This is a genomic window from Streptomyces sp. NPDC039736 (assembly GCF_055596485.1).
The window spans coordinates 704,294-720,170 of sequence record NZ_JBVIUQ010000001.1 but is presented as its reverse complement, the minus strand read 5'-3'; the positions used below and the strand labels follow the sequence as shown (position 1 = coordinate 720,170).

12 protein-coding genes are annotated in these 15,877 nt (G+C 73.7%); 4 read left to right on the top strand and 8 right to left on the bottom strand.

Features of this window, described 5'->3' with window-relative positions; all coding sequences use genetic code 11:
* Positions 1-112 precede the first annotated feature (112 nt).
* Together ACZ56L_RS03030 and pssA are read left to right on the top strand one after the other, a co-directional pair.
* Positions 113-784, top strand: coding sequence for a phosphatidylserine decarboxylase (locus ACZ56L_RS03030; RefSeq protein ID WP_345218354.1), 672 nt, complete (start codon positions 113-115; stop codon positions 782-784).
* Entirely contained in the window at positions 771-1,625 is an 855-nt protein-coding gene (gene pssA, locus ACZ56L_RS03025) for a CDP-diacylglycerol--serine O-phosphatidyltransferase (RefSeq protein WP_345218352.1), read from the top strand. Before ACZ56L_RS03030 ends, pssA begins: the two co-directional genes overlap by 14 nt.
* A gap of 143 nt (positions 1,626-1,768) precedes the next feature.
* On the opposite strand, the gene pdxR is transcribed toward pssA, so the two are convergent.
* The 7 genes from pdxR to ACZ56L_RS02990 all read right to left on the bottom strand — a co-directional run bounded on the left by pdxR (position 1,769) and on the right by ACZ56L_RS02990 (position 10,882).
* Entirely contained in the window at positions 1,769-3,208 is a 1,440-nt protein-coding gene (gene pdxR / locus ACZ56L_RS03020; protein WP_345218349.1) for a MocR-like pyridoxine biosynthesis transcription factor PdxR, read from the bottom strand.
* A gap of 151 nt (positions 3,209-3,359) precedes the next feature.
* Entirely contained in the window at positions 3,360-5,735 is a 2,376-nt protein-coding gene (locus ACZ56L_RS03015; protein WP_471060888.1) for an ATP-binding cassette domain-containing protein, read from the bottom strand.
* 184 nt (positions 5,736-5,919) lie between these two features.
* Positions 5,920-7,185: an ABC transporter substrate-binding protein gene (locus ACZ56L_RS03010; RefSeq protein ID WP_471060885.1), complete on the bottom strand. Its 1,266-nt coding sequence runs from the start codon at positions 7,183-7,185 to the stop codon at positions 5,920-5,922.
* Positions 7,182-8,288, bottom strand: a complete 1,107-nt coding sequence (locus tag ACZ56L_RS03005; protein ID WP_471061675.1) for a branched-chain amino acid ABC transporter permease — start codon at positions 8,286-8,288, stop codon at positions 7,182-7,184. The genes ACZ56L_RS03010 and ACZ56L_RS03005 overlap by 4 nt, the downstream gene beginning before the upstream one ends.
* A gap of 82 nt (positions 8,289-8,370) precedes the next feature.
* Positions 8,371-9,261 carry a branched-chain amino acid ABC transporter permease gene (locus ACZ56L_RS03000; RefSeq protein WP_345218343.1) on the bottom strand — a complete coding sequence of 297 codons (891 nt, stop codon included), beginning with the start codon at positions 9,259-9,261 and terminating at the stop codon, positions 8,371-8,373.
* Positions 9,258-10,052, bottom strand: coding sequence for an ABC transporter ATP-binding protein (locus tag ACZ56L_RS02995; protein ID WP_471060880.1), 795 nt, complete (start codon positions 10,050-10,052; stop codon positions 9,258-9,260). The genes ACZ56L_RS03000 and ACZ56L_RS02995 overlap by 4 nt, the downstream gene beginning before the upstream one ends.
* On the bottom strand, positions 10,049-10,882 hold the full coding sequence (locus ACZ56L_RS02990; protein ID WP_345218339.1) for an ABC transporter ATP-binding protein: 834 nt from the start codon (positions 10,880-10,882) through the stop codon (positions 10,049-10,051). Before ACZ56L_RS02990 ends, ACZ56L_RS02995 begins: the two co-directional genes overlap by 4 nt.
* A gap of 215 nt (positions 10,883-11,097) precedes the next feature.
* On the opposite strand from ACZ56L_RS02990, the gene ACZ56L_RS02985 reads away from it, so the two are divergent.
* Positions 11,098-12,300, top strand: a complete 1,203-nt coding sequence (locus ACZ56L_RS02985) for a PucR family transcriptional regulator (RefSeq protein ID WP_468688725.1) — start codon at positions 11,098-11,100, stop codon at positions 12,298-12,300.
* Positions 12,301-12,777: 477 nt separating this feature from the next.
* Here the strand turns inward: ACZ56L_RS02985 and ACZ56L_RS02980 are convergent, their stop codons facing one another.
* The gene (locus ACZ56L_RS02980; RefSeq protein ID WP_380837745.1) at positions 12,778-14,037 is read right to left on the bottom strand and encodes a glycerate kinase; all 1,260 of its coding nucleotides are present in this window, start codon (positions 14,035-14,037) and stop codon (positions 12,778-12,780) included.
* Between the two features lie 102 nt (positions 14,038-14,139).
* On the opposite strand from ACZ56L_RS02980, the gene ACZ56L_RS02975 reads away from it, so the two are divergent.
* Positions 14,140-15,852 carry a BCCT family transporter gene (locus ACZ56L_RS02975; protein ID WP_471060874.1) on the top strand — a complete coding sequence of 571 codons (1,713 nt, stop codon included), beginning with the start codon at positions 14,140-14,142 and terminating at the stop codon, positions 15,850-15,852.
* Positions 15,853-15,877: the final 25 nt, after the last annotated feature.

Genomic DNA, 15,877 nt, shown 5'->3' with positions numbered 1-15,877 from the left:
CGGCCGCTGACTCGCTTTCCGGCTTGCCCAGTTGCGGCCCGCAACCGATAGCATCGCCGGAAAGCCGCCGTCCCCCGTCTCCGCGCGGCATCATCCGCTACGAAGGTCTTCCATGCCCCACAGCCAAACCTCTGCACCACGCGACGGCGTCCCCTCGGGTCTCATCCCCAAGGGCCGCCTTGCTCGCGGAGCATCGCCGTGGCTCCTGCCGACCGTCGCGACCGCAGCCCTCACGCTGGCCAAGTCGCGGAAGTCGGGTCGCTGGGCCGCCGCAGCCGTTCCCACCACCGCACTCGCGGCGGGGATGCTGTGGTTCTTCCGCGACCCCGAGCGCGAGATCGCCCAGGGCCGGGTGATCTCGCCGGCCGACGGTGTGGTGCAGAGCATCATGCCCTGGAAAGACGGACGTACACGCGTCGCGATCTTCATGAGCCCGCTGAACGTCCACGTCAACCGCGCGCCCCTGGCGGGCACGGTGACGTCCGTCGAGCACGTGCCCGGCGGTTTCGTTCCCGCGTTCAACAAGGAGAGCGAGAACAACGAGCGCGTCGTCTGGCACTTCGACACGGAGCTCGGCGACATCGAGATGGTGCAGATCGCGGGCGCTGTGGCCCGCCGCATCGTTCCCTACCTTCCGCAGGGCACCAAGGTGGAGCAGGGCGAGCGGATCGGCCTGATCCGCTTTGGATCGCGCGTGGACATCTACCTTCCGGAAGGTGTCGAAGTAGCGGTCGAGGTGGGACAGACCACTACCGCGGGGGTGACTCGAATTGACCGTGACTGATCCAGAGACGCAGGCCGGCTGGGTTCCTGAGGCCGAGGCCGACGGCGACACGGAGGACATGCCGCTCAGTCTGAGACTGTCGATAGCGGACACCCTCACGCTCGGCAACGCCACGTGCGGCTTCATGGCGGTGTACTTCACCACCACCGGAATCCTCATCCCGCACCTCCAGGGCAGTGCCGAGACCGGCATGGCGCGCAACAGCGCCGCCACCGCCGTGATCCTGATGCTGCTCGCCGCGATCTTCGACCTGTGCGACGGGCTGGTGGCCCGCAAGCTGCGCAGCTCGCCGATGGGCGCGGAGCTGGACAACCTCTCCGACCTGATCAGCTTCGGGCTCGCCCCCGCCTATTTCGTCCTCGTGTACGGAATGGTGGCGGACGACGCCCAGCAGAAGGTGGCGGCGCTGGCCGCGATCGTGGTGCTGCTGGCGGTGGTGCTGAGGCTTGCGCGGTTCAGTTGCGTGACCATGAAGGACGGCATGTTCCAGGGCATGCCGAGCCCCTTCGGAGCGCTCACGGTCGTCTCGATCGTGCTCCTCGAGCTTCCCTTCGTCGCCACCCTCCTCGCCGTGATCGGCGTGGCGTGGCTGATGGTGAGCCGGGTCGAGTACCCCAAGCCGCGGGGCATCCTCGCGGTCGCGATGCTCAGCTGGATCGTCGGGGCGATGGGCATGCTGGTCGCCTGGGCGTTCAACGCCCCCGGCGGTGAGCTGCTGCTCCAGACCGGCTGCGTGCTCCAGGTGGTCCTGGGCGCCGTGATCCCGCTGTTCGCCACGGCGCGCCGGGTGAACACCTTCCGCGGCAACCGCCGCGAGGCGCGGGCGGCGCAGCTCCCGTAGTCCCGTCTTTTTTCACGTCAGAGGGCCCCCGCCCGGTGCGAACCGGTGCGGGGGCCCTCTTTCGTGTGGCCCTCAGGGGCCTCAGGTGGACGTCTGAGCGCCTGCGGGGGTGAACCGGGCCCCTCGGGGGGGGGCGGTGCCCGCTAGCGGGGAGGAGGCAGCGCCCTGCACAGGGCCGCCAGGGCGGAGCCGTACGCGTGGTCGGCGGGGGTCGCATAGCCGACGACCAGACCGTCGGGGGCGGGTCCCGCGGCCCCGGGGTGGCGGAAGCGGGCCAGGCCGTCCAGGGCCAGCCCCTGGTGGGCGGCGGCCCGCAGGGCGTCCGGCTCGGTGCCCGGCGGCAGGCGCAGGACGGCGTGCAGCCCCGCCGCGATGCCGGTCGCGCGGATGTGCGGCGCGTGCGCGGCCAGGACCGACAGGAGCTGGTCGCGGCGGGAGCGGTAGCGCTGACGGGTGCGGCGGACGTGCCGGTCGTAGTGGCCCGACTCCAGGAAGTCGGCGAGCGTCAACTGGTCCGGGGCGCTCGCCCACGCCTCCCGTTCCCCCTTCACCGCCAGCACCGGCCCGACCAGGTGGGCGGGCAGGACCATCCAGCCCAGCCGGAGCGCCGGGGAGAGGCTCTTGCTGAGCGAGCCCAGGTACACGACCCGTTCGGGGTCCAGGCCCTGCACCGCCCCCACCGGCTCCCGGTCGTAGCGGAACTCCCCGTCGTAGTCGTCCTCCAGGACGAGACCGTCGTGGGCCCGCGCCCAGTCCACCGCCTGGGTGCGCCGCTCCGGGTGCAGCGGCCCCCCGGTGGGGAACTGGTGCGCCGGGGTGAGCAGCACGCCCCGAAGCCCGCGCACCGCGCCCAGCGCCCCCACGTCGGCCCCGGCTTCGTCGATCTCCAGCGGCACGGTGCGCACTCCCGCCTCGTGCAGCAGGTCCCGGTGGAAGGGCAGGCCGTACGCCTCGACCGCCAGCGGGCCGCGCAGGACACCGCGCGAGGGGCCGCCCACGCCCCCGTACAGCAGCCTCAGCCCGTGGGCGAAGCCGGAGCAGATGACGATGCGGTCGGGGGTGGTGCGCACGCCCCGGGCGCGGGAGAGGTACTCGGTGAGGGCGCGGCGCAGTTCGACGCGGCCCTGCGGGTCGCCGGGGCCGAACGCCTCGTGAGGGGCGGCGGTCAGGGCGCGGCGGGAGGCGGCGAGCCAGGCGGTGCGGGGGAAGGACGTGGCGTCGGGCACGCCCTGGCGCAGGTCGTGGGCGGGGCGCGGCGGGGTGGCCGTCCGCTGCGGCACGGACACGGGACGCGGGGGCGCGGCACGGTCGGCGACGCGGGTTCCGGAGCCCTGCCGGGCGGTGAGCCAGCCTTCGGCGACGAGCTCGGCGTAGGCGGAGGCGACGGTGTTGCGGGCGACGGCGAGGTCGGCGGCGAGGGAGCGGTACGGGGGCAGGCGGGTGCCGGGGGCGAGCCTGCCGTCGCGGACGGCGTCGCGCAGCGCACGGGTGAGGGCGGCCTGCCGTCCGCCCTTGCCCTCGGGGAGGTTGACGTGGAGGTCGACGCCGATGCGTTCGGCGGAATTGACCCATGACTCCGGCATGGAACGGCACCCTACCCAAGGTCACGGCGTGCCGTCCCATCGGCCGGGGCGGGCGGGGCGGGCGGTGGCGCCGGGGGCGCGGCGGACCCGGGGCTTCGGGACGGTCCGGGGAGACCGGACCGTCCCGGGGGGAGATCCGGTCGGCCCGGGGCTAGCGCTCCACGTACTCGCGCAGGTGGCGGGCCGTCAGGGTGGTGCCGGACGCGACCAGGTCCCCGGGGGTTCCCTCGAAGACGATGCGGCCGCCGTCGTGGCCGCCTCCCGGGCCGAGGTCCACGAGCCAGTCCGCGTGGGCCATCACCGCCTGGTGGTGCTCGATCACGACGACCGTGTTCCCGGCGTCGACCAGCCGGTCGAGGAGGGCGAGCAGTTGGTCCACGTCCGCCATGTGGAGCCCGGTCGTGGGCTCGTCCAGGACGTAGGTGGCGGCCTTCTCCGCCATGTGGATGGCCAGCTTCAGGCGCTGCCGCTCACCGCCCGAGAGCGTGTTCAGGGGCTGGCCGAGCCGCAGGTAGCCCAGCCCCACGTCGCCCAGGCGGCCGAGCAGGGCGCGGGCCTGCTTGCCCGCCGCGCCCCCGACCGCGCCGTCGTCCGCGAAGAAGTCGTGGGCCTCGGCGACCGACATCCCCAGCACCTCGTGGATGTTCCTGCCGTTGAGCGTGTAGGCGAGCACCTCCGCCGTGAAGCGCTTGCCGCCGCAGGTCTCGCACACCGACGAGACCTGGGCCATCACCCCGAGGTCCGTGTAGACCAGGCCTATCCCGCCGCACGTGCCGCAGGCGCCCTCGGAGTTGGCGCTGAAGAGGGCGGCCTTGACCCCGTTGGCCTTGGCGAAGGCGTTCCGGACGGGGGTCAGCAGGCCCGTGTACGTCGCCGGGTTGGAGCGGCGCGAGCCGCGGATCGGTGACTGGTCGGCGACCACGACGCCCTCCCGGCCCGGCAGGTTGCCGTGGATGAGGGAGCTCTTACCGGACCCGGCGACGCCGGTCACCACGGTCAGCACCCCGGTCGGCAGGTCGACGCCGACGTCCTTCAGGTTGTGCTGGTTCGCCCCGGTGATCGACAGGACGCCCGTCGGCCTGCGCACCCGCGCCTTCAGTCCGGCCTTGTGCGCGAGGTGCCGGCCGGTCAGCGTCCCGGACGTCGCCAGGCCCGCCACGTCTCCGCTGTAGCAGAGCTCGCCGCCTGCCGTACCGGCTCCCGGGCCGAGGTCCACCACGTGGTCGGCGATCCGGATGACCTCCGGCTTGTGCTCGACGACGAGCACCGTGTTGCCCTTGTCGCGCAGCCGCAGCAGCAGGTCGTTCATGCGGCGGATGTCGTGCGGGTGCAGTCCGGTCGTCGGTTCGTCGAAGATGTACGTGACGTCGGTGAGCGGCGATCCGAGGTGCCGGACCATCTTGACGCGCTGCGCCTCGCCGCCGGACAGCGTCCCGGCCGGGCGGTCCAGGCTCAGGTACCCGAGTCCGATCTCGACCAGGGAGTCCAGCAGTTCCCGCAGGTTCGCCAGGAGCGGGGCGACCTCCGGGGCGGCGAGCCCGCCGACGAACTTCGCCAGGTCGCTGATCTGCATCGCGGAGCACTCCGCGATGTTCACCCCGTCGACCTTCGAGGCGAGGGCGGCCCGGGTCAGCCTGCTGCCGCCGCACTCGGGGCAGTCGGCGAAGACCACCGCACGGTCCACGAAGGCCCGGACGTGGGCCTGCATCGACTCGCGGTCCTTGACCAGGACGGTGCGCTGCATCCGGGCGGCCAGGCCCTCGTACGTGAAGTTGTTCCTGCCGACCTTCACCTTCGTGGGCGGCATGTGCAGCAGGTCGGCCCACTCCTGCTCGGAGTAGTCCTGCACCTTCTTGTCGGGGTCGAAGAAGCCGGAGTTGACCGTGATCTGCCACGGCCAGGAGTCCACCGGGGAGCCGGGCACGATGATCGCGCCCTCGTTCAGCGACTTCTTCCGGTCGACGAGCTGGTCCACGTCGATGTCGGAGACCTGGCCCATGCCCTCGCACTCGGGGCACATGCCCTCGGGCACGTTGAAGCTGAACGCGCCGGCACTCGGCAGGTTCGGGGTGCCGAGCCGGCTGAAGACGATCCGCAGCATGGCGTACGCGTCGGTCGCGGTGCCCACCGTGGACCGGGAGTTGGCGCCCATCCGCTCCTGGTCGACGACTATCGCGGCGCTGAGGTTGTGCAGGGCGTCGACGTCGGGGCGGCTCTGGCTCGCCATGAAGCCCTGGAGGAAGGCGCTGTACGTCTCGTTGATCAGCCGCTGCGACTCGGCGGCGACCGTGCCGAAGACCAGCGAGGACTTGCCGGAACCGGAGACGCCGGTGAACACGGTGAGGCGGCGCTTGGGCAGGTCCACCGAGACGTTCCGCAGGTTGTTCGCACGGGCGCCGCGGACCTGGATGAGGCCGTGGCTGTCGGCCGGGTGCGGGCCGGAGGGCCCCTGTCCGGCGGCGCCGGGCCCGGCCGGCGGGTGTGAAGGCTGCTGCGAGAGCGCCGCGTCGGCGTTTTCCGAAGGCATGGCACGACCTTACGGGCCGCCACTGACAACGGGCGGTTCCCCGATGTCCGGCTCCCGGCGGGACCGCGGGGGGGCGGGCGGCGTCCTCCGGGTCCCGGCGGCCCCCGCGGCCGGGACCCGCCCGGTACGGGGCCGGCCGGTCCCGTACCGGAGGAGTTCCGCGACGTATCGCGCCGTCCGGCGGCTACTTCCCGAACGGGAAGCTCTCCGCCGCCTCCGAGGCCGTCGCCGGCTGGACGACCTTCAGGCCGCCGGGCGTGTTCGCGTCCGGCTGCATGACGACCGACTGGCGGGTGGAGGGGGCCTTGGGGTCGGTGAAGTCGTGGGTGATGCCGAAGCCGTTGTCGAAGGCGTTCATCGAGCGGACGGCCTCGGCCATGCCCTCGCGGGTGAGGTTCTTGTCCTTGCAGGCCCGGGTGAGGACCTCCTCGAAGATCTTGCCCGCCGAGTAGCCCGCCGCGACGCCGTTGTCCAGGGCGTCCTTCGGGTACGCCGCCCGGTACGCCTTGGCCAGGGCGGCGGGGCCCGGCTCCGGGGAGCCGATGGGCAGGGTCGAGGAGGCGATCCAGTAGTTCTTCTGGAGGGCGGGGCCCGCCGGAGTCGCCAGGAGCTGCGGCGAGAACGCCGAGTTGTTGCCGATGATCGGGACGGCGAAGCGGCCGGCCGCCGCCACGCCCACCAGGGAGGCCGCCTGGCGCGGGCCCGCGCTGAGCACCACGGCCTTGACGCCCGCCTTCTTCAGGGCGGTGACCTGGGCGGTCATGTCGTTGTCGGTGGGCTTGATCTTCTGCTCGACGATCGTCAGCCCGGCCTTCTCGGCGGCGTACCGCGAACCCTGGAGGGCGTTCTCGCCGTAGTCGCCCTCGAAGTAGACGTGGCCGACCTTGTCGCCCTTGGCGATCTTCTTGCGGGTGAGCAGGAAGTCCAGCGCGTTGACGGTCTCGACGTCGTACGTCGCCCCCACGACCCGGACGTACGGGCTGCCCAGCAGCGAGGCGGACCACGCCTGCGGGAGGATCAGCCCCTTGTCCTGCGTCTCGACGCGCTGCTTGACCGCCGCGACGAAGGGCGAGCCGATGAACTGGACGTACCCGGCGACCTTCGGCTCCAGTTCGGTGTAGGCCGAGACCGCCTTCTGGGGGTCGTAGCCGTGGTCGCGGACGGTGAGTTCGACGGTGCGGCCGCAGATGCCGCCCTTGGCGTTGAGCTCCTTGGCCCACAGTTGCTGGGCCTGGGTCAGGCTCTTGCCGAGGGAGGCGTACACGCCGGTCAGGTCGGTGAGGACGCCGAGCGGGATGACCTTGTCGGTGATGCCGTCGCCGGTCCGCACGCCCTGCGCGTCCTCCTCGCCCTGGCCGCCGGTGCCGGCCTTGCTGCTGCATCCGGCGGCGGCGAGGGCGAGGGCGAGGAGGGCGGCCGTCGCGGCGGTGGTGAACCTTCGTTCCGTCATGTGTTTCTCCTTCGGGTCCTTCGGAGGCGGAGGCGGGAGAGACCGCCGGGCAGGAACAGGACCACGACGACGACCGCCGCGCCGTACAGATAGCGGGACGCCTCCCCCGGCGCGATGCCGCCGCCGGTGCCGGGGGCGGCGACCAGGGGCAGCGCCTCGCTGTAGCGGGTGAGGAGCTGGGGCAGGAGCGAGACGAAGACGGCGCCGGTCACCGCGCCGCGCACCGAGCCGAGCCCGCCGATGACGATCATGGCGAGGAACTCCAGGGAGAGGACCATCCCGAAGTACTCGGGCACGGTCCGCTGGAAGACGAGCGCGAGCAGCACCCCGGCGAGACCGGCGTACATCGACGACAGCACGAACACCGACGCCCGGTAGCGGGCCACCGGCACGCCCATCACCCCGGCCGCGACGCGGTGGTCCCGGATGGCGTTCATGGCCCGCCCGGGGCGGCCGCGCAGGATGCCGCGGGCGAAGAGCGCGCACGCGAGGAGGGCGGGCAGGGCCGCGTACCAGAGCTTCTCGGCGGACTCGAAGGGCACGCCCGCGACGACGGTCCGGGTGTCGTCGAAGGTGACGCCGAAGAGGGAGAGGGCGGGCACCGCGCGGCCGTTGAAGCCGCCGGTGAGGTCGCGGGCGTTGAACAGGACGTGCTGCCCGATGAAGATCAGCGCGAGGGTGGCGATGCCGAGGTACGCGCCGCGCAGCCGTCCCGCGATGGGGCTGAACAGCCCGCCCGCGAGCCCGGCCGCGCCCACCGCGAGGACGGCGGCGAGCCAGCCCGGCAGGCCGAGGCCGGTGAGGCCGTGCCCGTTCTCGACGCCGGGCCGGGCGGCGAACACGCAGTACCCGTATGCGCCGACGGCGAGGAAGAAGGCGTGCCCCATGGAGAGCTGGCCGGTGGCGCCGGTGAGGAGGTTGAGCCCGATGGCGGCGATGGCGGCGGCCATGGCGAAGAGCCCGGCCTGGAGCCAGAACCGGTCGAGGTAGAAGGGCAGGGCCAGGAGCAGCACCACGAGTGCGGTCCAGAGGTACGTACGCGGACGGCTCAGGGCGGCCCCGGCCCGGCCCGCCCCGGTCCCCCGGCCGGAGCGGGCAGCCAGAACGGGCGGGGCGGGAGGCCCCGCGTCCGGGGCGACAGGTCCTGCGGCCGGGGCGGGCGCGTCGCGGGGCGAGAGGTCGTGGTCAGACACGGGCGAGCTCCTTCGTGCCGAACAGGCCCGCCGGGCGGATCAGCAGGACCGCGACCATCACCAGGTAGGGGGCGAGGTCGCCGATGCCGCGGCCGAGGAAGGACAGCTCGCCCTGGTACCCCGTGGCCAGGGATTCGACGACGCCGACGATCAGACCGCCCGCGAGCGCGCCCGTCGTGGAGTCGAGGCCGCCGAGGATCGCGGCGGGGAAGGCCTTCATGGCGGCGAGCGAGGTGGCCCGTTCGAGGCCGGGGGTCGGGAAGACGGTGAGGAAGAGCGCGGCGACGGCGGCGAGCGCGCCCGCGACCGCCCAGGCGGACAGCGAGACCCGGCCCAGCCGGACCCCCATCAGGGCGGCGGTCTGCGGGTTCTCGGCGGCGGCGCGCATCGCCACGCCCCAGGAGGTGAAGCGGAAGGCGAGGAGGAAGGCGGTGATCAGGAGCGCCGCCGCGACCAGGGCGGCGATGCGGGTGTGGGCGAGGGAGAGGGGGCCGAAGGTGGCGACCCGGTCCCCCCACGGGTCGCCCGGGGAGAGCACGCGGGTGCCGATGCGCCGGGTGAGCTCCGTGACCAGGAGGATGTCGACGCCGATGGTGACGATGGCCAGCACGCTGTGGTCGCCGCCCCGGTAGCGGCGCATGACGAGGAACTCGACGGCCGCGCCGACGACCGCCGCGCCCGCGACGCCGACGGCGAGCGCCGCCCAGAAGCCGAGGCCGTCGTGGAGGACGGCGGTGAGGTAGCCGCCGGCCAGCAGGAGCGAGGCATGGGCGAAGTTGACCACTTCGGTGGCCTTGAAGATGACGACGAAACCGAGGGCGATGAGCGCGTAGACGGCGCCCGTCGACAGCCCGCCGAGGAGGAGTTCGACAAAGGTCGTCATGGTGTGGGAGCCCCCAGGTAGGCCCGGACGACGGCGGGATCGTTCTGCACCTGGGCGGGGGTGCCGTCCGCGATGCGTCTGCCGAAGTCGAGTACGGTCACGGCGTCGGCGAGCCGCATCACCACCCCCATGTCGTGCTCCACCAGGACGATCGAGATGCCGAGGCCGTCCCGGACGCCCGCGATCACGGCGGCCGTCGCCCGTCGTTCGTCGGCGGTCATGCCCGCGACGGGTTCGTCCAGGAGGAGCACGCGGGGCTCCATGCACAGCGCGCGGGCCAGCTCGACGAGCTTCTGCTGTCCGTACGGGAGTGCTCCCGCGGGTTTCTCCAGGTCGTCCGCCAGGCCGACGAACGCGGCTATCTCGTGCACGCGCCGCAGGTGGGCGCGGGCCTCGCGGGCGGCCGACGGCAGCCGCAGCCCGGCGGCGAGGAAACCGGTCCGGGTGAGCCGGTGGCGGCCGAGCAGGAGGCTGTCGGCGACGGTCGCGCGGGGCGGCAGCGCCAGGTTCTGGAAGGTGCGGGCGACCCCGAGGGCGGCGACGCGGTGCGGGGGGAGGCCGGTCAGTTCGGTGTCGCCGAGGCGGACGCTGCCGGAGTTCGCGCGACAGACGCCGGACAGGACGTTGAAGCAGGTCGACTTCCCCGCCCCGTTGGGGCCGATGACGGCGTGCACGCTGCCGGGCTCGACGATGAAGGAGACGGAGTCGAGCGCGGTGAGGCCCGCGAACCGCACGGTCACGTCCGTCACGCGGAGGGCCGCCGCACCGTACGGGGGACGGTTCGTGTTCACGCCGTCCACCTGCTCAGCGTCGGCGCCGCCGCCCGGGCCCGGTCCGCATCCTCGGCGGCGGTCTCGTCCACCACCCCCAGGTAGCGGCGGCGGACCTCGTCGGACGCGGCCAGCTCGGCGGCCGGGCCGTGCAGGACGACCTCGCCGACGTCGAGGACGTACGCGGTGGTGGCGAGCCGCAGCGCGAGGGCGGCGTTCTGCTCGACCAGCAGGACCGAGGCGCCGTCGGCGTTGATCCGCCGGACGGTCTCGGCGATGCGGTCGGCCATCAGCGGGGCCAGCCCGAGGGACGGCTCGTCCAGCAGGAGCAGCCGGGGGCCGGACATCAACGCCCGTCCCAGGGCGAGCATCTGCTGCTCGCCGCCGGACAGCAGCCCCGCGCGCTGGTGGGCGCGGTCGGCGAGGACCGGGAAGAGTTCGTGGACGCGGGCCCGCGCCCGCCGGGCGGCGGCACGCCCGCCGCGCGCCCCGAGGGCCCCCGCGCGGAGGTTGTCGGCGACCGTCATCCGGGCGAACACCTGCCGCCCCTCCGGGACGTGGACCAGCCCGGCCGCCACCACGCGGGCGGCGTCCACGCCGCGCAGATCGCGGCCGTCGTACGAGACCGAGCCCGCGGTCCGGGCCCCGCCGTGGTGGCGCAGGGTGCGGGAGACCGCCCGCAGCAGCGTCGACTTGCCCGCGCCGTTGCCGCCGAGGACGGCGACCACCGACCCGGCCGGGACGTCCAGCGCCACCCCGCGCAGGGCGCGCACCGGGCCGTACCCGACGGACAGCCCGCGCACCTCCAGTGCGCCGGGGGGAGAACCTGACGAGGAACGGGGAGACCCCACGGGAGCGGCTCCTTCCACTGGGTCCTGTTGGGTGCGGGTCCCGCCGGGTTCGCTCCGGGCGGTTCGCCATGGGGGCACACACCAGCACCTGGCACGAGTAACCGTCCAGCGGGTACGGCCGAATCGCTGCCGATGACCAGTACCGGGCACGGCACGTTGTGCACGGGCACAGGAGGTCTGTCCACCGCGCCCCAGCGGTGGCATCCTCACCGGTCATGGACGGCCGCAGAGCACGCACGGACCAGGAGCGGACGGTGCTGGCAGCCGCGTCCGCGGTGCTGATCGAACGCGCCGGGCACCTCACGGACCTGCTGATCGGCGAACTGCGCGCGCACTCCCCGCACTACGACCTCGCGGTACCGGCGGACGAGCACTGGCAGCAGATCGACGAGGCGCTGCGGTACGGCATCGAGGCCATCACGGCGCCCCGGTCCGCGCCCCGCCGGGACCTGGAGTTCGCCCGGCAGCTCGGCCGGCGGCGGGCGGAGCAGGGCCTGCCGCTGGACCTGCTGCTGCACGCGTACCGCACGGCCGGATACCTGGTGTGGGACGAGCTGCTCGACATCGTCTCGGCGAAGGACCCCGGGGCGCTGCCGGTGCTCGTGCACACGGCGGCGCAGGTGTGGGCGGCCGTCGACCGGCAGGCCGCCACCGTCGCCGACGCCTACCGCAGCACCGAGGAGGACATGCGGCGGCGCAGCGACGAGCGCGTGCAGGCGCTGCTGGACGCCCTGCTGGAGGGGCGGTCCTCGCCGGCGGTGGTGGCGAACGCGGCGGCGGGCCTCGACCTGCCGGAGCAGGGCCGGTACGCGGTCGCCGTGCTGCGGGCGGACCGGCGGGAGCGGTTCCACCGGGTGACGGCGGCGGCCGGGCTGCGGTTCTTCTGGCGGATGCGCACGGACTGCGAGATAGCGGTGGTGGCGCTGGGGGACGACGCGGGGCTCGGGGAGCTGGCGGCGGAGCTGGAGCGGCGGTGCGCGGGGCCCGGCGGGCTGAGCCCGGTGGTGGACGGGCTCGCGGAACTGGGGCTGGCCCGGCGGCTCGCCGAAACGGCGATGCTCACCTGCGGGGCGGCCGGGCCGCCGGGCGGCTCCCGGATCGTACGGCTGGACGAGCGGCTGCCCACCGCGCTCGTGGTGGGGCAGCCGGAGCTGGCGGCGCGGCTGGTCGCGGAGGTGTTCGGGCCGCTGCTGGCGCTGGACCCGGGCGACCGGGCGGTGCTGCTGGAGACGCTGGACGCGTGGCTGGGGGCGGAGGGGTCGGCGGGGCGGGCGGCGACGCGGCTGTACTGCCACCGGAACACGGTGTTCAACCGGTTGAGGCGGTTGGAGCAGTTGACGTCGCGGTCGTTGTCGCGGCCGAGGGACCTGACGGAGATGACGCTGGCGCTGGACGCCTTCCGCCTCACCCCGAACTGACCACCCCTCCACGGCCCCGACGCCCCTCTCCCCCTTTCGCCCCCGCCCTCTCGGACCTCGCAGCCGCCCTTCGCCCCCGCTCCCCTGGGCGTCGCAGCCCGCCCTGCCATCCCCGCTCCCTTGGGCGACGGGGCCGCCCCAAGGGGGCGGAACGGGCGGGCAAGGGGGCGGCCCCTCCCGCTCCCGGCCCACCCGGGTGCCGCCCCCGCCCAAGCGCCTGTGCCGGACGCGTGGCCCGGCTCAGGCCGAGAGCCCAGCCCCGTACCGGACGCTCAGCCCCGCCCGGCTCGGGCAGGAGAGGCCCCGGACCCGCCCCTTCCCCTAAAGCGCTCGCCGCGCGGCTAGTGCACGGTTCCCGTGCGGATCCGTCGTGGCTGGGCGCGCAGTTCCCCGCGCCCCTGAAGGGGCGCACCGCAACGGCGCGGGAAGGCGGGGGTCCGAGCCGTCTCCCGGCCGGGGGGGGGAGGCGTGGGTCGGTCAGGTCAGGAAGTCGTGGGCGATGGACTCCGCCACCCGCTCCAGCAGCTCCCCGGCCCGCTCCATGCTCCTCGCCGGATCCGGCTCCAACGCACTCAGCGCGTACGCCCGCCGGATCCCCGCCCTGCCGAGCGCCTCCGCCGGCAGCGCCAGGCGGCCGCAGACCGCCACCACCTCCACGCCCGCTGCCCGGGCGGCGGCCGCCACCCCGGCCGGGGCCTTGCCGTGCAGGGTCTGCTCGTCGAGTGAGCCCTCCCCGGTGATGACGAGGGTGGCCCGCTCCAGCGCCGGCGCGAAGCCCAGCACGTCGAGCATGACCTCGATGCCGGGACGGAAGCGGGCCCCGAGGGCCGTCAGCGCCCCGTAGCCGATGCCGCCCGCGGCCCCCGCACCCGGCGAGTCCGCCACGTCCGGGCCGCCCGCCACCGGGCCGAGGACGGCGGCGAAGTGCGCCAGCGCCGCGTCCAGCGCGGCCACGTCCTCCGGCGAGGCCCCCTTCTGCGGGCCGTAGACCGCCGGGGCCCCCTTGGGGCCGGTCAGCGGATTGTCCACGTCGCTCGCGAGGATCAGGTCCACGCCCCCGGCGGAGCCGAAGCGCGGGTCGAGCCCGGACAGGTCCGCGCTCGCCACGTCCGCGAGCGGACCGCCGCCCGGGGCGACCGGGTTCCCGTCCGCGTCCAGGAAGCGCGCGCCGAGCGCGGCCAGCATCCCGGCCCCGCCGTCCGTCGTCGCGCTGCCGCCCACGCCGAACACGATCGTCTTCGCGCCCGCGTCCAGCGCCGCCCGCAGCAGCTCGCCCGAGCCGTAGGTGGTGGCGGTGAGGGGGGCGAACACGCCGGGCGGGAGGTGCTGGAGGCCCGAGGCCTCCGCCATCTCCACCACCGCCGTGCCGTCCGCCTCCCGGAACGCGTACGCCGCCGTCCGGCCCTCGCCGCGCGGGCCCGTGACCCGTACCTCACGACGCTCGAAGCCCGCGGCGACCGCCGCGGCCACCGTGCCGTCGCCGCCGTCCGCGACGGGCAGGGACTCGACCTCGATTCCGGGGACCGCCTTGCGGAGTCCGGCCGTGACCCGCTCGGCGACCTGTACCGCCGTCAGTGAGCCCTTGAACTTGTCGGCGGCGATCAGCACCCGTGCCTTCGCACCGGTTCCGCCACTCGCCGCACTCTTTGCTGCTCCGTCCGCCACCTTGCATCCCTTGCTTTCGAACAGGCAGTCGCGCCGTCCCGACCTTAACCGCCTTGTCCACCCCCTGCCCATGGCCGCTTCCGCCGGCGGAACCCCAGGCCGCCCCCGCCACACCCCTCCTGACGGCGCGCCAACCCCCCATACCACGACATTGCGCACCATAGGGTGTGCGGCATGAGTACGGAATCCCTCGATCCACCCCAGCCGCCCCCGGAACCCTCCGGGGGGACCGGGCCGGACACGGCCCATCCCGCCGCCGACGGCAGGCCCGACCACACGGTGATCGTCATCGGCGTGCTCGCCGTGGCCGCCGTCGTCGCCTGGGCCTTCTTCGGCAAGGACTCCTTCGAGAGCGCGTCGTCGACCGCCCTCTCCTGGGTCCTGGACAACTTCGCCTGGCTCTTCGTGATCGCCGCCGACGTGTTCCTGCTGATGTGCCTGTGCATCGCGTTCAGCCGCTTCGGCCGGATCCGGCTCGGCAAGGACGACTCCGAGCCCGAGTTCACGAACCTGGCCTGGATCGCGATGATGTTCAGCGCGGGCATGGGCATCGGGCTGATGTTCTACGGGGTCGGGGAACCCCTCCAGCACTACCTCACCCCGCCGCCGGGCAGCGGCGCCGAGGCCGGCACCGGGGACGCCGCGCGGGCGGCCCTGGAGTACTCCTTCTTCCACTGGACGCTCGGCCCGTGGGCGATCTACGGCGTCGCCGGCCTCGCCCTCGCGTACGCCACCTTCCGCAAGGGGCGCGGGAACAGGCTGAGTTCGGCCTTCGTGCCGCTGCTCGGCGAGAAGCGCGCCGAGGGCTGGCAGGGCAAGGTCATCGACCTGCTCGCCGTGTTCGCCACCGTCTTCGGCACCGCGACGAGCCTGGGCCTCGGCGCGCTCCAGGTGGCCCAGGGACTGAACATCGTCACCGGCATCCAGGACACCAAGGCCGTCGAACTGATCATCATCGGCTCGCTCTCGGCGGCGTTCGTACTGTCCGCCTTCTCCGGCCTGCACAAGGGCGTGAAGTGGCTGAGCACGGCGAACATCGTGATGGCCGCCCTGCTGATGCTGTTCGTGTTCGTCCTCGGGCCGACCGTGTACATCCTGGACGCGATCCCCGCCTCCATCGGCGGCTACCTCGACCAGCTGCTGCCGATGGCGACCCGTACGGGCGCGTTCGGCGACGGCGACTGGCTGGGCGCCTGGACGATCTTCTACTGGGCGTGGTGGCTGTCCTGGGCCCCGTTCGTGGGCACCTTCATCGCCCGCATCTCCAAGGGCCGCAGCATCCGTGAGTTCCTGATCGGCGTGCTGCTGGTGCCCAGCGGCGCGACGGTGGTGTGGTTCTGCGTGATGGGCGGCTCCGCCATCCGCCTCGACCAGACCGGCGTGGCGGACATGGCGGGCTCGGTGAAGGACGGGGCGGAGGCCTCGCTGTTCGCCCTCCTGGAAGCGCTGCCGCTGGGCACGGTCACCTCGGTCATCGCGATGCTGCTGGTCATGACGTACTTCGTCACCAGCGCCGACTCGGCGTCCCTGGTGATGGGCTCGCTGACCAGCCGCGGATCGCTGCATCCGCCGACCTGGCTGGTGGTGCTGTGGGGCGTGCTGATGGCGGCGGTCGCGGCGGGTCTGCTGGTCGCGGGCGGTCTGAACTCCCTCCAGACGGCGACGATCCTGGTCGCGCTGCCGTTCGTCGTCGTCATGCTCACCCTGTGCTGGGCGCTGGTGAAGGAGCTGCGCGAGGACCCGGGCGCGGGCCCGGCCCGCCACCACGCGCTGCACGGCCTGCGGGACGCGGTGCGGGCGATGGTCGGCGACGCGATCACCGAGCAGGGCCCCGACCGGCGGCACCCGAGGCTGCGCCGGGCGGCCAAGTCCCGCACCGACGACTGAGCGCGCGCCTGAGCACAAGGGGCGC